General features: G+C 35.3%; 17 protein-coding genes and 1 pseudogene. 13 read left to right on the top strand and 5 right to left on the bottom strand.

All coding sequences use genetic code 11. The features are described 5' to 3' along the window. Positions 1-131 precede the first annotated feature (131 nt). Positions 132-1,136 (top strand): GH25 family lysozyme, encoded by a 1,005-nt coding sequence (locus tag ORL93_RS04860; RefSeq protein WP_265958716.1) that lies wholly within the window; start codon positions 132-134, stop codon positions 1,134-1,136. Positions 1,137-1,335: 199 nt separating this feature from the next. Here ORL93_RS04860 and ORL93_RS04855 read toward each other — a convergent pair whose 3' ends face one another. Then, on the bottom strand, positions 1,336-1,542 hold the full coding sequence (locus tag ORL93_RS04855; RefSeq protein ID WP_018767192.1) for a KTSC domain-containing protein: 207 nt from the start codon (positions 1,540-1,542) through the stop codon (positions 1,336-1,338). Positions 1,543-2,197: 655 nt separating this feature from the next. Here ORL93_RS04855 and ORL93_RS04850 point away from each other — a divergent pair. Further along, positions 2,198-4,723, top strand: a complete 2,526-nt coding sequence (locus ORL93_RS04850) for a PBP1A family penicillin-binding protein (RefSeq protein WP_265958715.1) — start codon at positions 2,198-2,200, stop codon at positions 4,721-4,723. Between the two features lie 144 nt (positions 4,724-4,867). Here the strand turns inward: ORL93_RS04850 and ORL93_RS04845 are convergent, their stop codons facing one another. After that, a complete protein-coding gene (locus ORL93_RS04845) occupies positions 4,868-5,158 on the bottom strand; it encodes a hypothetical protein (RefSeq protein WP_006094811.1) in 291 nt (96 codons plus the stop codon). 166 nt (positions 5,159-5,324) lie between these two features. Further along, positions 5,325-5,762 carry a hypothetical protein gene (locus tag ORL93_RS04840; protein WP_026008695.1) on the bottom strand — a complete coding sequence of 146 codons (438 nt, stop codon included), beginning with the start codon at positions 5,760-5,762 and terminating at the stop codon, positions 5,325-5,327. A gap of 324 nt (positions 5,763-6,086) precedes the next feature. Between ORL93_RS04840 and ORL93_RS04835 the strand changes: the two are divergent. The 8 genes and pseudogenes from ORL93_RS04835 to ORL93_RS04800 all read left to right on the top strand — a co-directional run. Beyond that, positions 6,087-6,289, top strand: a pseudogene (locus ORL93_RS04835) (HesB/YadR/YfhF family protein); the annotation flags it as partial. 421 nt (positions 6,290-6,710) lie between these two features. Further along, the gene (mmgD, locus tag ORL93_RS04830) at positions 6,711-7,829 is read left to right on the top strand and encodes a citrate synthase (RefSeq protein WP_018767194.1); all 1,119 of its coding nucleotides are present in this window, start codon (positions 6,711-6,713) and stop codon (positions 7,827-7,829) included. A gap of 98 nt (positions 7,830-7,927) precedes the next feature. Further along, complete coding sequence (gene prpD, locus ORL93_RS04825) at positions 7,928-9,364, top strand: 2-methylcitrate dehydratase (RefSeq protein ID WP_016114807.1); 1,437 nt, start codon at positions 7,928-7,930, stop codon at positions 9,362-9,364. A gap of 17 nt (positions 9,365-9,381) precedes the next feature. Then, positions 9,382-10,290, top strand: coding sequence for a methylisocitrate lyase (gene prpB / locus ORL93_RS04820; protein WP_006094816.1), 909 nt, complete (start codon positions 9,382-9,384; stop codon positions 10,288-10,290). A gap of 112 nt (positions 10,291-10,402) precedes the next feature. Beyond that, entirely contained in the window at positions 10,403-12,163 is a 1,761-nt protein-coding gene (locus tag ORL93_RS04815; RefSeq protein ID WP_097795287.1) for a sigma 54-interacting transcriptional regulator, read from the top strand. Between the two features lie 140 nt (positions 12,164-12,303). After that, a complete protein-coding gene (locus tag ORL93_RS04810) occupies positions 12,304-14,019 on the top strand; it encodes an acyl-CoA dehydrogenase family protein (RefSeq protein WP_003197589.1) in 1,716 nt (571 codons plus the stop codon). Between the two features lie 16 nt (positions 14,020-14,035). Further along, complete coding sequence (locus tag ORL93_RS04805) at positions 14,036-14,926, top strand: NAD(P)-dependent oxidoreductase (RefSeq protein WP_003207149.1); 891 nt, start codon at positions 14,036-14,038, stop codon at positions 14,924-14,926. 75 nt (positions 14,927-15,001) lie between these two features. After that, on the top strand, positions 15,002-16,462 hold the full coding sequence (locus ORL93_RS04800) for a CoA-acylating methylmalonate-semialdehyde dehydrogenase (RefSeq protein WP_003197594.1): 1,461 nt from the start codon (positions 15,002-15,004) through the stop codon (positions 16,460-16,462). 80 nt (positions 16,463-16,542) lie between these two features. On the opposite strand, the gene ORL93_RS04795 is transcribed toward ORL93_RS04800, so the two are convergent. After that, positions 16,543-17,175, bottom strand: coding sequence for a LysE family translocator (locus tag ORL93_RS04795; RefSeq protein WP_033799652.1), 633 nt, complete (start codon positions 17,173-17,175; stop codon positions 16,543-16,545). Between the two features lie 131 nt (positions 17,176-17,306). Between ORL93_RS04795 and ORL93_RS04790 the strand changes: the two genes are divergently transcribed. After that, complete coding sequence (locus tag ORL93_RS04790; RefSeq protein WP_003197601.1) at positions 17,307-17,852, top strand: helix-turn-helix domain-containing protein; 546 nt, start codon at positions 17,307-17,309, stop codon at positions 17,850-17,852. 83 nt (positions 17,853-17,935) lie between these two features. Here ORL93_RS04790 and ORL93_RS04785 read toward each other — a convergent pair whose 3' ends face one another. Then, the gene (locus ORL93_RS04785) at positions 17,936-18,988 is read right to left on the bottom strand and encodes an enoyl-CoA hydratase/isomerase family protein (RefSeq protein ID WP_006094830.1); all 1,053 of its coding nucleotides are present in this window, start codon (positions 18,986-18,988) and stop codon (positions 17,936-17,938) included. 457 nt (positions 18,989-19,445) lie between these two features. On the opposite strand from ORL93_RS04785, the gene ORL93_RS04780 reads away from it, so the two are divergent. Together ORL93_RS04780 and ORL93_RS04775 are read left to right on the top strand one after the other, a co-directional pair. Next, positions 19,446-19,703: a hypothetical protein gene (locus ORL93_RS04780; RefSeq protein ID WP_003197605.1), complete on the top strand. Its 258-nt coding sequence runs from the start codon at positions 19,446-19,448 to the stop codon at positions 19,701-19,703. 475 nt (positions 19,704-20,178) lie between these two features. Next, on the top strand, positions 20,179-20,418 hold the full coding sequence (locus ORL93_RS04775; RefSeq protein ID WP_040119556.1) for a DUF2584 family protein: 240 nt from the start codon (positions 20,179-20,181) through the stop codon (positions 20,416-20,418). Positions 20,419-20,426: the final 8 nt, after the last annotated feature.

The following is a 20,426-nucleotide window of genomic DNA, read 5'->3' as shown; positions in this document are numbered from 1 at the left end:
ACACCTATTTTAATCGATTCCTACTATATTCATATTGTCGGAATCGATCAAGTATATGGACAAGTTGGAGGGGAGATTGAAGTATTTCTCTAAGTATTTAAATGTGATATTACAAAAGGAGGAGATGAATAATGGGCAAACATATTATTGATATTTCTAAGTGGAATGGTAATATCGATTGGGATGTGGTAGCACCTCAGATTGATCTTGCAATATGCCGTGTGCAGTATGGTTCGAGAACAGTTGATGAGCGGTATACAAGCTATGTAACGAATCTGGAACAACGTGGTATTTCACATGCAGCATATGCTTATGGTTGTTATGTTTCTGTTAAAGATGCAATTGTAGAAGCAAAAGATTTTATGGCAAGAGTAAGTGCTAACGCTAAATTTCTTGTTCTTGATGTTGAAGATGATACGTTAAAAAGTTGTGGTCCTGATCAGTTAGCTGAAGCATCCCAAGCGTTTATTGATACTTGTAAAGCTGCGGGTTGGAAAGTTGGATTGTACGTAGGTCATCACATGTATAATAAGTATGGTTTAAGTGGGGTGAGAGCGGATTTCCTTTGGATTCCGCGATATGGTGGTAATAAACCAGCATATCCATGTGATATATGGCAATATACTGAAACAGGAAATATTGACGGGATAGGAAAAGTTGATTTGAATTATTTAGTTAGCGATAAGTCACTTTCATGGTTTATAGATGGTACAAGTCAGGTGCAGGACAATTTAGGACAACCAGTAGGTATTGGAATTGCTATTTCGAAATACCCTGAAGGTTACGGAATTAATCTATATAAGAATCCTGAAGAGCCTATATTTACTGGACATATCACAAATAAAATTCCGTATCTAATTTTTGAAGGATATTGGGGTGGTGGAGATAAGGATATGATTAAATTAGGAAACGAGAAACAGTGGGTGAAATTAGAGCACTTTGATGTAGAGTGGTTCCATGCATATTCAAACTACCCTGTTGGATATGGAATTAATTATTATGCAGAATCTGAATGTATAAATTTTAAAGGTTTGATTGATGGTTCAAGTTCTTATCGTGTTTGGGCAAGAAAAGAGGGTGCTATTGATATTGGACAAAGCAGCTGGATTAAAGAGGAGCAAGTAGTGATCAAGTAGTATTGGAAGCTATATTTAAATTTTAAAAATGGTATTACATTCGATAAACAATGTAATACCATTTTTGTTTTACATAAGATAATCATTTATACAATGATATAAATTGCTTCCTATTTATCATGCTCTTTGCAGACAGTAATATCACTACTTCGAAAGTCAGTGCAAGAAAAGAAGTTAGGAGAATGAGGAACCTTACTGATTAAATTTTAGTGTGACGATAGGAATTTCTAATATAGGTGTCATAATAATAGCTTTTGGATTGCGCGTTTCGTAATCCTGTGTATATACTTTCTGGTACATCGTAAAAATCATATGTGCCATTTCTGAATTCAATTCGTAAAATCATAGAGGATGGATTATAACCTACAGCGACTAAATTTTTAGAAATTACTGGATATAAAGTCATGTTAGTTCATCTCCCTTCTTCAATATGTTTAGCTGTTAAGAAAGGAAAATCCTGCTAATTTATAGAATTATAATACTTAGATGCTATACATTGCATATTATATATCCATTTTGATTTTCCGACATATAAGTCGCTGCTATGAAGAACAAAGGGTGGCCTGCACTCATTTTCTATGAGGTAGGAAGAGGATCTGATCGCTTCTATGCATGGCCGGATGCTCTCTTTTACCTAAAAAAGAAAGGTTTTATGTCGGTTTTTCAATTTGTATTTATATAGTACTGTTTTTTGTGATCACTTAGTTTATTGTGAGTTCACACGAAATTCATATTGGTGTGATATTTTTATTTCACTATTGATTTACTAGTAATAGTTTTTCAAATAAAAAAGTTTGACCAAATGAAAAAAAAGTATATTATTTATACGAGGTTATATGTTTTTTTATACTTTGCTGTTTAAAATTTTCGAATTAACTTATGCCAAAAGCAAAATGAAAGCCAACCTCTTATATTATATGTGTTACATGTAAGTATTATTAGAAAGATAGAGGGGAAAAAGTTGTCCAAAGTATATAGGCTTATTTGTTGAGGTGAAATCAAGATGTTGGTTTCATTTTCGTGTAAATCAACGGGAGAATTGAAAGGCAGGAGAAAGCAAGATGTCAGAAAATTATCGCTCTCGAGAAGAGCGAAGACAAGTACAAAAGAAAAAGCAACCAAGTGCTAATGTAGAAAAAACGAAAGGTAAAACATCGTTTTTTCGTAAATTTTTAATTGGATGTTTAATACTTGGAATCGTGGCGCTCGTAGGAGGAGTAACTACTTTTTTCATTATGATAAAAGATGCTCCGAAACTTGAAAAGGAAAAGCTTGTCAATCCATTATCAGCAAAAATTTATGATAAAGATAAAAAGCTGATATATGAATATGGGAAAGAGAAACGAACAAATATTACGTATGATCAAGTACCTAAATTAATAGAAAATGCATTTTTAGCTACAGAGGATGCACGTTTTTATGATCATAGTGGTGTTGACTTCAAAGGGACTGCACGTGCTGTTTTAGTCAGCCTTACTGGGAATTATGGCTCACAAGGCGGAAGTACAATTACCCAACAGGTTATTAAAAACTATTTCTTGTCTATGGATAAAACCCCTAAGCGTAAGGCACAAGAAATATTTTTAGCTTATAAGTTAGAACAGCAATATTCAAAACATGAAATATTAGAAATGTATTTAAATAAGATTAATTTAGGGAACCGCTCATATGGTATTGCAACAGCAGCTGAAAACTATTATGGAAAAGAATTAAAGGACTTAACTTTACCACAGGCTGCGATGCTTGCAGGACTACCAAAAGGCCCTAGTATTTATGATCCAACAAAACCACAAAATGTAGAGCGGGCAACAGAGCGTAGAAATGTTGTCTTACATTTAATGAATCGACATGGATATATTTCGAAAAAACAAATGGAAGAAGCATCGAAGGTCCCTGTAACCGACGGACTACTTCCTCCTAAAGAAGTTACAGAAATGCCATATCCAGCATTTATAGACGCTGTTGTGAAGGAAGTAGAGAAAGAGTTACCAGATGCAAACGTTGGATCTGATGGGTTATCTATTTACACAACTTTAGACCAAGAAGCGCAGAAATATGCTGATGATCTTTTAAACAAAAATATTATTAGTTATCCAAATGATAAATTCCAAGGTGCTTTTACATTTATGGATACAAAAACTGGAGAAATTCGCGCTATAGGTAGTGGACGTGGTGAAAATAAAGCGACATTCAAAGGGCATAATATGGCAATTGAACTAGATCGTTCAGCAGGTTCAACAATGAAGCCAATTTTTGACTATGGTCCAGCAATTGAATATTTAAAATGGCCAACTTATCATCAACTCGATGATTCAGCATATAAATATTCGACAGGACAACAGGTTCAAAATGCTGATAAAACGTATAAAGGTATGATAACAATGCGTGAGTCTCTTAAATGGTCTCGTAACATACCAGCAATTAAAACAGCAAAAGAGGTAGGATTAAGTAAAGCACAAAGCTTTGCAGAAAGCTTAGGTATTCCATTTAAAAAAGATGCAGTTGAGTCAACAGCAATTGGTACAAATGAAGTATCGCCAACTGAAATTGCAGGAGCATATGCTACATTTGGTAATGATGGTAAATATACAAAACCACACTTTGTTAAAAAAGTGGTTTATCCTGATGGGAAATCACAAAGTTTTGAACCAAAATCGAAACGTGTTATGGAAGATTATACAGCATATATGATCACAGATATGCTACGTTCTGTTGTGAGTTCTGGTACTGGTACAGCAGCTAATGTAAGTTCTTTAGATGTGGCAGGTAAAACAGGAACAACAAACTATTCATCTGAACAAATATCGAAATATGGTATACCATCTAGTGCATCGCGTGATAGTTGGTTTGCGGGTTACACACCGCAGTATACAATGGCAGTTTGGACTGGATATATGAAAGATAGTCCTGAAGATTATATAAGCAGCAAAAATACGAAAATTGCACAACAGATTTTTAAAGAAATGATGAGTAAATTTGGAACAAATACGTCACGCTTTAAGGCGCCAAGTAGTGTTGTTCAAGAGGGTGATGAATTACGTGTGAAAGGTGCAAAACGAGATTCTTCTCCAAATCCGAGCACGTCAAATTCAAACTCAAGTGAACAGCAGAAAAATGATGGTCAAAATAAACAGCAAGAACAGCAGCAACAAACAGATGGAGATAAAAAACAACAAGAGCAAAAACAAAATGAAGAAAATAAGCAAAATAATGATCAAAATAAACAAAATGAAGACAATGCAACAAATAATCAAGGTGGAAATGATCAAGGGAATACAACCCCGCCGAGCAATGGAAATGGTCAAGGGAATACAACTCCGCCGAGCAATGGAAACGGCCAAGGAAATACAACTCCACCAGGCAGTGGAAACGGCCAAGGAAATACAACTCCACCAGGCAGTGGAAATGGCCAAGGGAATACAACCCCGCCAGGCAGCGGAAATGGCCAGGGGAATACAACCCCGCCAGGCAGCGGAAATGGCCAGGGGAATACAACTCCACCAAGCGGTGGAAACGGCCATGAAAATGCAACACAATCGAGCAATGGAAATGGTCAAGGAGAGGCAACTCCAAATGGTGGTCAATAAATATAATGTTTTTTAAAGTTTCAATCATATAAAAGTGTATGGAAAACACCTAGGATACCGGAGATCGATCGGTAACTTAGGTGTTTTTTTGTATGCTATCATGTATAAAAATACTGTATATGAAATGGAAGAATATATATATGTTCAAATGTTGAAGGTCCCATAAAAATTTTGAAAATAAATTGATGGGAAATGATAGAAAATCTGGAGAGGTGGATACGGAGAATGGGGAGGATGACCATAATAGGTAGTGCCACTAGGAGGTGTGCCGTGATGCCAAAATGAAGGTGTTACTCCACCTGATAATTGATATTGCTGCCAAGTTGCTGGGAGTTCAATGCCAACATCAGAAGTTGCTGTATGAACGGGAACAGAATGGACAGAAGGAGAGGCAACTGGGGCTACAACGGCAATTCTTGTTGGAAATAAATACATAAAAGAATCACCCCTAAATCGTATTGTATAGCAGTATATTCTTGCACGAGCTGCAAATGTGCACGCGAATTTTTACAGAGTATAGAATGTATATAAAAAAGAACAAGAAAGAACAGAAATGAGTTCTTTCTTGTTGGAAAGACATTTAGATATTGTAGTAGTTTCATTAACAGCAATCGTGGTCGTTGCCAATAGCTAACGCGCTAAAAGAAACCGGACCTACTATTGCAGCTTCGGCACCAGCAGTCATATTTTCAACAGTAAGCGTGTAAATATGAGTTCCGGATCTTAGATCTTTGTCAATTGCTTGGAAGGTTACAGCATAAAATTGTTCTGAATCAGTGGATTCGATCCCAACTTGAGTGTTGAAAATCTCAGTATTATCGCGGAAAATACGAAATACGATTTGAGCGATGTTTGTAACTCCTTCAACTCCAACTGTTGCGATTAATTCTACTGTGTTGTCACGGGAGTCTCTACGTGGAATATTTACTCGTAACTGAGCAACTGAATTTCTTTTTGGAGAATGGTCAATTGGAATTGGTTGTCTTGCATTTGTTTTACTACGTGGCTGAATAGCTTGAAAATCAATAATATGCGTTATAATTCTCACCACCTATTGTTTGATACCTTATAATATGAAGACTCTAGAGAATAGCTTGGACATTCTTACTAAAAAGGTATATAAGCTCTACAGAAAACTTTATTAAAAAATCGTATTGGGGGCATGAAGTTAAAATGAAGAGCCGCTTTCAATAATTATATTCAAAAAAAATATAAACTTATTTAATAGTTCAATAGTCGAAAGACTAACTCCAACTATAGATGGTGGACTTTTTTTATAAAAACACATCTATTTACGGAAGGAAGTTCCTGTATAAAAAGATACAATATGATTGTAATAAATAATACCTTTTATGAGTTTTTATATGGAGATAATAGCACCATTCAGCCTAGTTATTCTTTAGGAGTGGCTTTTGAGGTGTCAGAAGATATAGCCGCATCTGTTGAACAGGATGGCATTCAATTTTTTTTGTCGATTCCGACGATATTTGGTATTTTCGGGACTGTGATTTAGTAGTAAGTTATCATAAGAAAATGGACGAAATTGAATTTAACTATGTAAAATAATAATTTTATTAAAAATGAAAATATTTTATATAAAAATTGTATTTAATTAATATCGATATATAAAATAAGTGTGAGCGAGTTGTGTATATGTACAACTCGCTTTTTTGTGTGCTGAAAAAAGATAATAAAATATACGGAGTAAATTGTTTGTTGTATAAGCTTTATATGGAATTTTATTGAAAATCAATATATTTCGGTTTGAAAGAAAAAGAAGGGACAACGGGCTTTTTGATAAAAAATTTAGACGTTATTCTTAAAAAACAATTTTATTACAGCAGGAAAAGTATAGGAAACTTATCATTATAAAATAAATTGAAATCTTCTAAAAACTCTGATACATTGAAATAGAAATGTAGTTCACAATGTTGTAAAGGCTTACAGTTATGTGCACGAAGATCTATTAGGATTGGAGGAAATGATAATGAAAGCTGAAGAAAAATTTTCCCCGGGATTAGATGGTGTAGTCGCAGCGGAGACGAAAATTTCGTTTCTCGATACGGTAAAAGGTGAAATTGTTATTCAAGGATATGACTTAATTGAACTATCAAAGACAAAAGGTTATTTAGACATTGTGCACCTTTTATTAGAAGAACATCTACCAAATGAGGATGAAAAGGAAAAACTTGAAAAGAAATTGAAGGAAGAATATGAAGTACCAGAAGGTGTATTCAATGTTTTAAAAGCATTGCCAAAAGAAACACACCCGATGGATGGGTTACGTACAGGTGTATCAGCATTAGCTGGTTATGATAACGATATTGAAAACCGTTCGCTAGAAGTGAACAAAAGTCGTGGTTATAAATTGTTAAGCAAAGTGCCAAATATTGTTGCGAACAGTTATCATATTTTAAACAATGAAGAGCCAATTGGGCCGCTTCAGGAGTTATCGTATAGTGCGAATTTCTTCTATATGTTAACTGGTAAAAAACCGACTGAGCTTGAAGAGAAAATCTTCGACCGCTCTTTAGTTTTATATAGTGAACATGAAATGCCAAACTCTACATTCACAGCTCGCGTTATCGCATCTACGCAATCAGACTTATATGGTGCTTTAACAGGAGCAGTCGCATCCTTAAAAGGAAGCCTACATGGCGGTGCAAATGAAGCAGTTATGTATATGCTGTTAGAAGCTGGAAATGTTGAGAAATTTGAAGAGTTACTGCAAAAAAAATTATATAACAAAGAAAAAATCATGGGATTTGGACATCGCGTCTACATGAAGAAGATAGATCCAAGAGCACTCATGATGAAAGAAGCTTTAAAACAGTTATGTGATGTAAAAGGTGATTATACATTATATGAAATGTGTGAAGCTGGAGAGAAAATTATGGAGAAGGAAAAAGGAATCTATCCGAATCTAGATTATTATGCAGCTCCAGTATATTGGATGTTAGGTATTCCAATTCAACTGTACACGCCAATCTTTTTCAGTTCTAGAACAGTAGGCTTATGTGCGCATGTTATTGAACAGCATACAAACAATCGCTTGTTCCGCCCACGTGTAAATTATATCGGCGAGCGACATGTGCTTAGCAAATAAAAACAACTGGGGAGTTGTTAAGGCCGCCCGCCAGGTGGGTGTTTGACCGACACCCATCCTCAATAATAACGAATTTTCGACAGAAAGGGAAGGATAGCATGATTAAAACAAATGAAATTAAACAAAAAGATGCAATTTTAGAAGAGATTACGGATTATGTATTAAATAAAGAGGTGACGAGCTCAGAAGCATTTAGCACAGCACGCTATGTGTTACTTGATACGCTTGGATGCGGAATTTTAGCGCTGCAATATCCTGAATGTACGAAACTCCTTGGACCAGTTGTACCAGGAACAGTTGTGCCAAATGGTACACGTGTACCAGGAACATCATTTGTACTTGATCCAGTACGCGGTGCTTTTAATATTGGATGTATGATTCGTTGGCTGGATTATAACGATACATGGCTTGCTGCAGAATGGGGACACCCGTCTGATAATTTAGGTGGAATTTTAGCTGTTGCAGATTATGTGAGCCGCGTTCGTATTTCAGAAGGAAAAGAACCATTAAAAGTACGCGATGTACTTGAAATGATGATTAAAGCTCATGAAATCCAAGGTGTACTTGCATTAGAAAATAGTTTAAACCGCGTTGGTCTTGACCATGTATTATATGTAAAAGTAGCGACAACAGCAGTTGTTACAAAAATGCTTGGTGGCACGCGTGAAGAAATCTTTAACGCATTGTCTCATGCATGGATTGATAACTCTAGTCTTCGTACATATCGTCATGCCCCAAATACAGGTTCACGTAAATCATGGGCAGCTGGGGATGCAACAAGCCGTGGTGTTTACCTTGCACTTACTGCATTAAAAGGTGAAATGGGTTATCCAACAGCATTATCTGCACCAGGATGGGGATTCCAAGATGTATTATTTAATAAGCAGGAACTAAAATTAGCAAGACCTTTAGATTCTTATGTAATGGAAAATGTATTGTTTAAAGTATCATATCCAGCAGAATTCCATGCTCAAACAGCTGCAGAATGCGCAGTGAAATTACATCCAGAAGTGAAAGAGCGATTAGAGGAAATTGACCGTATTACAATTACAACACATGAATCGGCGGTTCGTATTATTGATAAAGAAGGTCCATTAAATAACCCAGCTGACCGCGATCATTGCTTACAATACATTACTGCAATTGGTCTATTAAAAGGCGATATCGTTGCAGATGACTATGAGGATGAAGTTGCATTTGACCCTCGTGTAGATGAATTACGAAATAAGATGGTTGTTGTAGAAAATAAACAGTATAGTTTGGATTACCTTGATCCGAACAAGCGCTCAATCGCCAACGCTGTTCAAGTTCATTTTAAAGATGGCACAGTAACAGAAAACGTAGAGTGTGAATACCCATTAGGTCACCGTTTCCGTAGAGACGAAGCGATTCCAAAGGTTGTTCAAAAGTTTTCTGCAAATATGGCTGTTCATTATTCTAATAAACAGCAAGAAAAAATTCATGAAGCTTGTTTGAATGAAGAAAAGTTAGAAAATATGAATGTAAATGAATTTGTAGATCTTTTCTTAATTTAAGTATAGGGGGAATAAGAATGGCTTGGGTTGTGAATAAACCGTCAACACAAGAAGAGCTTGCTAATCGATTCCGAGCTTTAGTAGAGGCACCTGAAATTTTACAAATCCCTGGTGCTCATGATGCAATGGCTGCTCTTGTTGCAAAAAACACTGGGTTTTCAGCTCTTTATTTATCGGGAGCTGCTTATACAGCAAGTAAGGGTTTGCCAGATTTAGGTATTGTAACGTCTACTGAAGTAGCTGACAGAGCAAGAGATCTTGTTAGAGCAACGGACTTACCTCTTCTTGTCGATATTGATACAGGATTTGGTGGAGTGTTAAATGTAGCAAGAACGGCTGTAGAGATGGTGGAAGCAAATGTAGCCGCTGTCCAAATTGAAGATCAACAATTACCGAAAAAATGTGGACACTTAAATGGAAAAAAACTTGTTTCCACTGAGGAATTAGTACAGAAGATTAAAGCGATTAAAGAAGTAGCACCAACACTTGTTGTTGTAGCACGTACAGATGCTCGCGGTGTAGAAGGATTAGATGCAGCAATTGAAAGAGCGATTGCTTATGTAAAAGCAGGTGCAGATGCTGTTTTCCCGGAAGCACTTCAATCCGAAGAAGAATTCCGTTTGTTCAACAGTAAAGTAAATGTTCCGTTGCTTGCGAACATGACTGAATTTGGGAAAACTCCATATTATAGTGCAGAAGAATTTGCAAATATGGGCTTCCAAATGGTGATTTATCCGGTTACATCACTTCGCGTTGCAGCAAAAGCATATGAGCGTGTGTTTATGCTAATTAAAGAAACAGGCTCACAAAAAGAAGGGTTATCTAACATGCAAACGAGAAGTGAATTGTATGAAACAATTTCGTATCATGATTTTGAGGAATTAGATAACGGAATTGCAAAAACAGTTTTATCTGAAGATCAATAGAACAGAGAAGAAAGGCGATGATGGGACATCTTGGGCAAGAACAACTGCTTGATGTGAGAATTCATCGCCTTTTTATATGATTTGAATTGTTGTATACAAGAGGTGAGAAGATATGAGTTCTACAAAAGATTTCTCTGTAGAAAAATGGATGCAGCAAGATTTCCAGTTTGTGAGAAGTAACGATACGATTACTGAAACAGTTAAACTTCTTATTAAAATATCAAAGGATGAACTTCCTGTGCTAGATGGAAAGCAAATGATTGGCATTGTAAAACTAACAGATTGTATTCAGTGGATACAACAAAAAAGTGATAAAAGTATGTTAGTTCATATGATTGTCACTAATTCTATTAATAAGGGTAGTATGAAAACAACTATGAACGAATTACAGGAGATACCATTTTATGTGACAACTGAACAAGACGGAGTACTTGTAGGAATCATAGACAAGCCTGAACTTTTCGCTTTTCAAAAGTTTCTAAAACAGCAATTAAAAGAATCACAACAATTAATTGAATGGTTTCGTTTGTCTTTCGACACTGCGTATGAAGGCATTGCGATTGTGGATGAAAACGGCGTCATTCAAATGTTTAATGATACGTATAGCCGCTTTGTCGGAGTATCGAAAGAAGAAGCAATTGGACAACTGGCCGAAAATGTAATTGAGAATACGAGGCTTCCAGTTGTATTAAAAACAGGGGTACCAGAAAGAAATCAAGTGCATCGTTTGCAAGGCCAAAATTTAGTTGTGCATCGGATGCCGATTTGGAAGCAAGGAAGAGTGATAGGTGCTGTAGGCATGCTTATTCATGAAGGGATTTCAGATATTTATAAAATACTAGAGAGGTTTGATCAAAAAGATAGTGCTGTCAAACCGTTATTTTCTAAACCGAAGAAGAAGCAAATTCGATTCGAAGATATTCTTGGAGAAAGTCAGACGATCTCTGAAACGAAAAAAATGGCTCGAAAAGCAGCTGGGTCGAAAGCGTCTGTGTTAATTACTGGAGAAAGTGGTGTTGGTAAAGAGCAATTTGCAAGAGCTATACATGATACAGGTATAACAAAAAACGGTCCATTTATCAGTGTGAACTGTGCTGCTATTCCTGATAATTTACTAGAATCCGAACTGTTTGGTTATGCAGAAGGTGCTTTTACAGGTGCGAAAAAGAACGGGAAAGCAGGGAAGTTTGAACTTGCGAATCATGGCACGTTATTTTTAGACGAAATCGGTGATATGTCTCTATTAACACAGGTGAAAATTTTACGTGTTTTACAAGAAAGGGAGATAGAAAGAATTGGTGGTACACATCCAATTCCAGTTGATTTTAGGCTAATTGCAGCGACAAATAAAGATTTAAAACAAATGGTTAGAGAAGGTACATTTAGAGAAGATTTATATCATCGTCTTCATGTTATTCCGATTCATATTCCACCACTTCGTTTTCGAAAGCAAGACATCCCACTCATTGTCGAAGAACATTTACAAAAGTTATGTCAAATGTATGGTGCTAAAGAAAAGACACTTGATAAAGAAGTATTACGCCTTATGTTCCATTACAATTGGCCAGGAAATGTTCGGGAATTAATCAATGTGTTAGAAAGACTATTTGCACTATCGGATGATGTACATATACGAGCTAAGGATTTACCAGAAGAATTCTATTATCGGGATATGGAACAGAAGAAATTAGTACCTATGATTCAGTCTTTACCAGCAAAGCAAGAAGCGATGAAAGTGGTACGTGAAGAGGAAGAGCGAGGATTAATTGAACGCGTTTTAAAAGAAGCAAAAGGGAATAAGTCAAAGGCAGCAGCATTGTTAGGGATTTCTAGGGCGACTCTTTATAACAAATTATCACGATTCAAAATCTAGACAAATTGTTATAAACAGTGTAAAACTGTCTAGACAGTTTTACGTTTTCTATTTATTTAGCCCAGGTTCTATCAAGTTTTTAGTTTGGCATAGATTTTGCATATAAAGAAAATGAAGACCGAAATGATAGGGGGATACAGATGGAGAAAACAAAGTTGCAATGGGACGAATTTTTTTCGCTGAATAAGAATCTTAATACAACTTTTTTTACACCGGAAGATTTTTCAGGTGATGAAGATTTAATCGCAAAAACAACAGAACAGTTTGTTAAGCAGGAAATTGTTCCTCAAATTGAAAATATCGAGCAGCACAATTATCAAGTTTCTCGCGGGTTGTTTGAAAAGGCCGGAGAACTTGGGTTGTTAAGTATAGAGGTACCAGAAGAATATGGTGGGTTCGAATTAGGAAAGGCAGTTTCTGGCCTTGTAGCAGAAAAGATGGGATATGCAGGAGCATTTAGTGTTTCCTTTAATATTCATGCTGGTGTAGGAACATTGCCATATATATACTATGGCACAAACGAGCAGAAGGAAAAATACTTACCTAAAATTGCATCAGGCGAATGGATTGGAGCGTATGCATTAACAGAACCTAATGCTGGATCAGATGCATTAAGTGCAAAAACAAGCGCTGTATTAAATGAAGAAGGAACAACTTGGAAATTAAATGGGGAAAAGCAGTGGATTACAAATGCTCATATGGCTGATGTATATGTTGTTTTTGCAAAGACAAATAAAGGAATGACAGCATTTATTGTCGAAAGAACATGTGAAGGTGTTTCAATTGGCTTAGAAGAAAAGAAAATGGGCATTAAAGGATCTTCGACTGCGACACTCATTTTAGAGGATGTTGTAATTCCAGTTGAAAATGTATTAGGGGAAGTTGGAAAGGGTCATTACGTAGCCCTTAATATCCTCAATTTCGCTAGATTGAAACTCGCTTTTGGAAATATTGGAACAGCAAAACAAGCAATTGGTTTATCTGTTCAATACGGAAAAGAACGAAAACAGTTTCAAACAGAATTAGTTGATTTCACGATGATTCAAGAGAAAATTGCAAATATGATTATCGCTACATACGGTGCAGAGAGTGCAGCTTATCGAACAGCAGGCGTAATTGACGAGGCAATTCATGAGACAAATGGGGATGGAAGCATCATGCAGAAAATGTCTCAATTTGCAATGGAGTGTGCCATTAATAAAGTGAATGCTTCGGAAACACTAGGAAATATTGTGGATGAAGCTGTACAAATTCATGGTGGCTACGGTTATATGCAAGAATATGAAGTAGAACGATTATATCGTGATGCTAGAATTAGCCGTATATTTGAAGGAACGAATGAAATTAACCGCTTAACAGTTGCGAAAATGTTAATGAAACAAACGAAGCAAATAGGAGATCAAGTAGACGAAGGCACATTTGAAAATATAGAACGAAACCATCGTTATATTTTATTATCGAAACAGTTGTTGAAGCAATCTTTGAAAACGCTATCTCAAACTCCTGAATTAAAAATCGAGCAAGAACAAGAATATTCACGCGTATTAGCAGACATGTTGAAAGATGTGTATGTAATGGAATCAGCATTTTTACGTACGAAGAAAGCAGTGAGTAAAAATGGTGAAGAAAAAGAACGTACAAAACAGTTCGTAACAGATGTTCTTTGTGAGGAAGGATATCGTAAAGTAGAATCAGCGGCAATGGTTCTTCTTTCTGCAGCAGTACAAGAAGAGCAAAATAGAAACGCTATTCTAGATGAAATTCGTCAACTGTCAATACCTCTATATACGAACATATTTATGAAAAAGAGAGAAATTGCAAAAGCCATTATAAATCGCGGAAAATATATTGTTTAAATAGGAGGAGAACAATATGAAAAAGATTGGTTTTATTGGTTTAGGTAATATGGGCCTTCCAATGTCTAAAAATTTAGTTAAATCAAATTACACTGTATATGGCGTCGATTTGAATAAAGATGCTGAGGCTTCTTTTGAGAAAGATGGAGGAATCATCGGCTTATCAATTGCAAACTTGGCAGAAACATGTGATTTGATTTTTACAAGTTTACCATCTCCGCGAGCTGTGGAAGCGGTTTATTTTGGAGAAGAGGGTTTAATTGAGAATAGTCATCCGAATGTTGTTCTAATTGATACCAGTACAGTAGCACCGCAATTGAATAAAAGATTAGCAGAAGCTGCTAATGATAAAAAAGTAGATTTCTTAGCAGCACCGGTTAGTGGTGGGGTGATTGGAGCAGAAAATCGCACATTAACTTTTATGGTCGGTGGATCAAAAGAAGTATATGAAAAAGGTTTACCAGTGATGGAAGTATTAGGGGCAAATGTGTTTCATGTAAGTGAACAAATTGATAGTGGCACGACTGTAAAGCTTATTAATAACTTATTGATAGGTTTCTACACAGCGGGTGTAAGTGAAGCTTTGACTTTAGCGAAGAAAAACAATATGGATTTAGAGAAAATGTTTGATATTCTAAATGTGAGTTACGGACAAAGTAGAATTTATGAGCGCAACTATAAAAGCTTTATTGCACCAGAAAACTATGAGCCAGGTTTTACTGTAAATCTATTAAAGAAAGATTTAGGATTTGCGGTTGATTTAGCAAAAGAAAGTGAACTTCACTTACCAGTAAGTGAAATGCTGTTGAACTTGTATGATGAAGCGGGTAAAGCGGGGTATGGGGAAAAAGACATGGCTGCTTTATATAAGAAGATAAGTGAACAAGTAATCTCTAGTCATGAATAATGAATGGTTATAGCGTCGAATTATAAATTGTGAGAAACAATTCGAACTTATAACAATAAAAAAGGAGCGAATACAATGATTACAACAGAAATTAAACGAGTGAAAAATCATATTAATGGTGAATGGGTAGAATCTACTGGTACGGAAGTTGAAGCTGTTCCAAATCCTGCAACTGGGAAAATAATCGCTTATGTTCCGCTTTCTCCAAAAGAAGATGTGGAGCGTGCTGTTGAAGCTGCAAAAACAGCTTATGAAACATGGTCTAAAGTGCCGGTTCCAAATCGTTCAAGACAGCTATACAAATATTTACAACTTTTGCAAGAAAATAAAGATGAGCTTGCGAAAATTATCACATTAGAAAATGGAAAAACATTAAAAGATGCGAGTGGTGAAGTACAGCGTGGTATTGAGGCTGTAGAATTGGCAACATCAACACCAAATTTAATGATGGGGCAAGCACTCCCGAACATTGCAGGTGGAATTGATGGTTCGATTTGGCGTTACCCAATTGGAGTTGTTGCTGGTATTACACCGTTTAACTTCCCAATGATGATTCCATTATGGATGTTCCCATTAGCAATTGCTTGCGGTAACACATTCGTATTAAAAACATCTGAAAGAACACCACTTTTAGCTGAGAGACTGGTAGAGTTATTCTATGAAGCAGGTTTCCCAAAAGGAGTTTTAAATTTAGTGCAAGGCGGAAAAGACGTTGTAAATAGCATTCTAGAAAATAAGGACATTCAAGCGGTTTCATTCGTTGGATCTGAGCCAGTTGCACGTTATGTATACGAAACAGGAACAAAATATGGAAAACGAGTACAAGCACTCGCAGGAGCGAAAAATCATGCGATTGTTATGCCAGATTGCAATCTTGAAAAAACAGTACAAGGTGTTATTGGTTCTGCATTTGCGAGCAGTGGAGAGCGCTGCATGGCATGTTCTGTTGTAGCTGTTGTGGATGAAATTGCTGATGAGTTTATTGATGTACTAGTAGCGGAAACACGTAAATTAAAAGTTGGCGATGGTTTCCATGAAGATAATTATGTAGGTCCATTAATTCGTGAATCTCATAAAGAGCGTGTACTAGGCTATATTAATAGTGGTGTAGCAGATGGGGCTACTTTATTAGTAGATGGTCGTAAAATTAATGAAGAAGCCCGTGAAGGATATTTTGTTGGAGCAACAATCTTTGATGGTGTGAATCAAGATATGAAAATCTGGCAAGATGAAATTTTTGCTCCAGTTTTAAGTATTGTGAGAGTAAAAGATTTAGAAGAAGGCATTAAACTTACAAATCAATCCAAATTTGCAAATGGTGCAGTTATTTATACATCAAGCGGTAAACATGCGCAAACATTCCGTGATAATATCGATGCAGGAATGATTGGTGTAAACGTTAACGTTCCAGCACCGATGGCATTCTTCGCATTTGCTGGAAATAAAGCATCCTTCTATGGTGATCTTGGAACAAATGGAACAGACGGTGTTCAATTCTATACACGTAAAAAAGTTGTGACAGAGCGCTGGTTTTAATAGATGAATAGCATATACATGTAACTTGTTACATGTACAAAAAGTACCCCCCTCATTAGAGAGGGGGGTACTTTTCATCGTTAACTATTCTTTTCAAAAGCTAATTTGATACCAAATCCAATTAATACAATACCAGTAAGTCCTTGGATGTATATTTGAGTAGCTGGTTTTTTCATGAAAACACTGATTTTATCAATTAAGAAGATATAAAAGGCAAACCATATCACGGTTAAAACGAGATAGGTAAGACCCATGGTTAGAAATTGAATGAATGTATTATGGTTAGGATTTAAAAATTGTGGTAAAAAGGTCAAAAAGAATACAGCGACTTTAGGATTTAAAAGATTAGTAAGAAACCCTTGGCGAAAACAAGAGCTGTTTTCATCTGCACGTTTCATAGGTAACTCATTTGTATCTATGCTGTTTTTGCTTTTTAAAGATAAAAGTGCTTTTATTCCTAAATAGACTAGATAAATGGCACCAACATATTTAAAAATAGAAAATAAGAGAGCAGATTTAACAATGATAGCGGAAAGCCCAATTACAGCAGCTAAAGTATGAATTAAAAGGGCGATACATGTGCCGAAAACCGTTTTTACACCTCCTATTTTTCCTGAAGTAAGAGTGTTTTTTGTAGCCATTGCAGTATCAGGACCGGGTAAAATAATAAGACAAATAGACATGATAATAAAAAGAAGATAGTTCTCCACAATCACTCCACCTTTCTGTGCTTGTTTTTCAGAAAATTTAATTAAAAATAGTTTAACACAATTTAAGTGATATGATAAATAAAATTTAAGCATGTTAAAATATATCTATCATATTGTTTGAAGGAGCATGAGGTATGGAAAATATAAATATCGGAAAAAAGGTGAAAGAGCTTCGGGAATATAAGGAGCTGAGTATGCGAGAGTTAGCTAAAATGGCAGAAATAACACCTTCTATGTTAAGTCAAATTGAACGAGGATTAGCTAATCCTTCGATTCAAACATTGAAATTGCTAGCCAAGGCTTTAGAAGTTCCAACTTTTAGTTTTCTCATTGAAGATACGAACACGGATGATCTAGTTATAAGAGCGAATGCACGTAAAAAAATGATCGTAGGAAATTTATCCTATGAATTATTATCACCAGATTTAACGGGTGCTTTGGCAGTATCTTTAATGACTTTGCCACCTAATTCTGTTTCCTCCGAAAAACTTTTAGAGCATAAAGGAGAGGAAATTGCTCATGTTTTAGAAGGACAGATTATCTTGTATTTACAGCAAGATATATACACTTTATACCCCGGGGATAGTGTGAAAATCCCTTCTTACATGAAACATAAATGGGAGAATCTATTTGATCAAGATGCCGTTATTTTATTCGCTGTAACGCCTCCATCGTTCTGATAATGAAGATACATAATACATATGTCTAGAAAGAAAAAAGCTAGATGAAGCAGCAAATAGGTTGCTTTCATCTAGCTTTTTGATTAGGCATTAAGCAGATTGAAGAAGCGATTGACATCTTCATCTGAAACATCACTTAATTGTTTATATTTATACTTTGGATTTTGATCTTTGTCGACAACGACTGAACGTACTCCTTCAAAGAAATCTTCGTGCCTCATGAAATTTTTAGCGAGCACGAGATCTGTTGCAAAGCATTCTTCTATCGATTTTTCCTTTCCGTCAATAAGTTGTTTTAATGTTACTTTTAATGAGAACGGAGATTTTGATAGTAATGTTTCTTTCGTTTTTGAAGCGAAGGATCCGTCAGCATTATCTAATGAATGGATGATATCTTCAACTGTATGGAATGAAAAATGTTGATCAATTTCTTCTAATAAGGAAACAAGTTCACTTTCTACACTAGGAGCTGTTTCATATTTATTAATGAGTTCTTTTAAAGTGATATGTATATTTTGATCATGCCAATTTACCTTTTCGATTGCATCTAGGAAAGTAGGTAAAGTTTCCGATGGCATATAATGATCAGCAGCTTTTATATATAATACATCAGCAGCTTTTAAAACAGATGCTGTTAACGCAACATACCGACCAGTCTGCCCAGGAGCCTTGTTTAAGAAATAAGCAGCTCCAACGTCTGGGAAAAAACCAATGTTCATCTCAGGCATGGCCCATTTTGTACGATCTGTTACAATTCTATATTTTGCCCCATTCGTAAGACCGACGCCACCACCCATTACAATTCCATCTAAACAAGCAATAATTGGTTTTGGATAATGATATATATAAGTATCTATTTCGTATTCTTCTTCAAAAAAATGTTCAGCATGCTGTAATGCAACTTCATTTGAACGTGCTTCGTATAATGTTTTTATATCACCGCCAGCGCAAAATCCTTTCGTGCCAGCACCTTTCAAGATTACTACGGCAATACGATCATCTTTTTCCCATTCTTTTAGTTTCTGACCAATCGGATGTAACATATCATAAGATAAAGAGTTAAGTGCTTTTGGGCGATTTAAAGTGATTGACGCGACGCCATTTTCGTGAATGGAAAATAAAACATTTTCAGTCATTTTGAATCCTCCTCTTATATATCTTCTCATTCTTATTTCTCGATACAAGCTAAAATGTCCTTTATAATTTATTTGATATTGCAAGTAGCGTGCCAGTTTAATGTCCTTAATTAAGAAGAAATGCCAGTAATAAAGTGTCTAACTGTCTAAACAAATGGACATTTAGACGTCGAACTAGATACTTTTTAGAATGGTGCATATTTTGACGAGTTATATTTGCAGGATTTCAACATATGAAAATGAATATTACAACATCAGTCATTTAAAATGTAGGGGTATTGTTTGTAACTTGAAAATGAAGGGAATACTATATACCATATTTAATTTGAAAGAAAATGAGTAATTGGAATGAATTCAATATGGATAGCAACTTCACTTTGTTTTATTTACTGAATTGTCTTGCTTTTAACGAAGTGAGAGTTTGTATATAATAGGAGTAGAGAAAGGGGAGATCGGAATGCCAGGGCCTTTGCTATTATCGGTTATTATTTTGTCTTCTCTCATGGTAGGAATTACACAGTATTTTCATCGTACAGATACGACAGAAGAAATTAAAGATAAAGTACGTCTCGTATTTCCGGTTTTTATATTATCTATCTCACTGTGTTATGTGTTAAATAAAGATGGATATATCGTGGCATCATTCTCATTTTTTATAGCAATTGTTTTAATAACTGTATTGTACTATATAATGAAAGAGTATTTGCAAAAATAAAGATGCCTGAAAAGGCATCTTTATTTTTATGAAATTAAACAATTTATACCGGAATTTGAAGATGTGAATTCATATTACTGTTTACCTGCTTTTCTAAAATTGCTTTCTGTATACTTGTTTTTTAAGCTATTATTGCTTTGACTTTAGGATATTAATAAACTTATTGAATCATATTTTTATTGGGACTGTTTTTTGTATCATATAAAATCATTCAACTTGTAGAACATTCAGCTCATTCTTCTTTTCCAAACGGTCACGCGACATCAGCGATTCTATTTTAAACATCGTGACTTAATTTCAAATCCACATGAAACATTGTTAATTTCACATACCGTATTATAATTTAAAAAATACATATAGCATAAAAAAATAAAATGAATGTGAAAGTGAATTCTTCATCATGTATTCACTTGTCAATCGTGAATAGCCGCTATACTATTAAAGTATAGAGAACTGGAAAAGGGGTTGTATTTATATGAAATTTGAGATGCATACAAAGATTATTTCAAATGAAAAAGAAATGAGATTACATATAGAAGAAAATATATTTCAATTAATATTAGACGGTTATCATTTATTTGCTGTGGATGAAATGTTACCTTTATATAAATCTGATCAAGAAAGAATCGGTAGTGCAATCGTTCAAAAGTTAGAGTGGGAAGATGGGAGGACAACACTTAACTACCAACTGGTTTCATTACAATCAGTAAATTAAAAGAGAGA

Source organism: Bacillus sp. DHT2 (assembly GCF_026241455.1).
Lineage (GTDB): Bacteria > Bacillota > Bacilli > Bacillales > Bacillaceae_G > Bacillus_A > Bacillus_A pseudomycoides.
This window is presented reverse-complemented; position numbering and strand designations above follow the sequence as displayed.

Bases quoted from the DNA above. Each gene is read 5' to 3' on its own strand.
- ORL93_RS04785 (WP_006094830.1), bottom strand. From the start codon at position 18,988: ATGACTGAAAATGTTTTATTTTCCATTCACGAAAATGGCGTCGCGTCA.
- ORL93_RS04790 (WP_003197601.1), top strand. From the start codon at position 17,307: ATGGAAAATATAAATATCGGAAAAAAGGTGAAAGAGCTTCGGGAATAT.
- ORL93_RS04845 (WP_006094811.1), bottom strand. From the start codon at position 5,158: ATGTATTTATTTCCAACAAGAATTGCCGTTGTAGCCCCAGTTGCCTCT.
- prpB (WP_006094816.1), top strand. From the start codon at position 9,382: ATGGCTTGGGTTGTGAATAAACCGTCAACACAAGAAGAGCTTGCTAAT.
- ORL93_RS04780 (WP_003197605.1), top strand. From the start codon at position 19,446: ATGCCAGGGCCTTTGCTATTATCGGTTATTATTTTGTCTTCTCTCATG.
- ORL93_RS04775 (WP_040119556.1), top strand. From the start codon at position 20,179: ATGAAATTTGAGATGCATACAAAGATTATTTCAAATGAAAAAGAAATG.
- ORL93_RS04810 (WP_003197589.1), top strand. From the start codon at position 12,304: ATGGAGAAAACAAAGTTGCAATGGGACGAATTTTTTTCGCTGAATAAG.
- mmgD (WP_018767194.1), top strand. From the start codon at position 6,711: ATGAAAGCTGAAGAAAAATTTTCCCCGGGATTAGATGGTGTAGTCGCA.
- prpD (WP_016114807.1), top strand. From the start codon at position 7,928: ATGATTAAAACAAATGAAATTAAACAAAAAGATGCAATTTTAGAAGAG.
- ORL93_RS04850 (WP_265958715.1), top strand. From the start codon at position 2,198: ATGTCAGAAAATTATCGCTCTCGAGAAGAGCGAAGACAAGTACAAAAG.
- ORL93_RS04800 (WP_003197594.1), top strand. From the start codon at position 15,002: ATGATTACAACAGAAATTAAACGAGTGAAAAATCATATTAATGGTGAA.
- ORL93_RS04855 (WP_018767192.1), bottom strand. From the start codon at position 1,542: ATGACTTTATATCCAGTAATTTCTAAAAATTTAGTCGCTGTAGGTTAT.
- ORL93_RS04860 (WP_265958716.1), top strand. From the start codon at position 132: ATGGGCAAACATATTATTGATATTTCTAAGTGGAATGGTAATATCGAT.
- ORL93_RS04805 (WP_003207149.1), top strand. From the start codon at position 14,036: ATGAAAAAGATTGGTTTTATTGGTTTAGGTAATATGGGCCTTCCAATG.
- ORL93_RS04815 (WP_097795287.1), top strand. From the start codon at position 10,403: ATGAGTTCTACAAAAGATTTCTCTGTAGAAAAATGGATGCAGCAAGAT.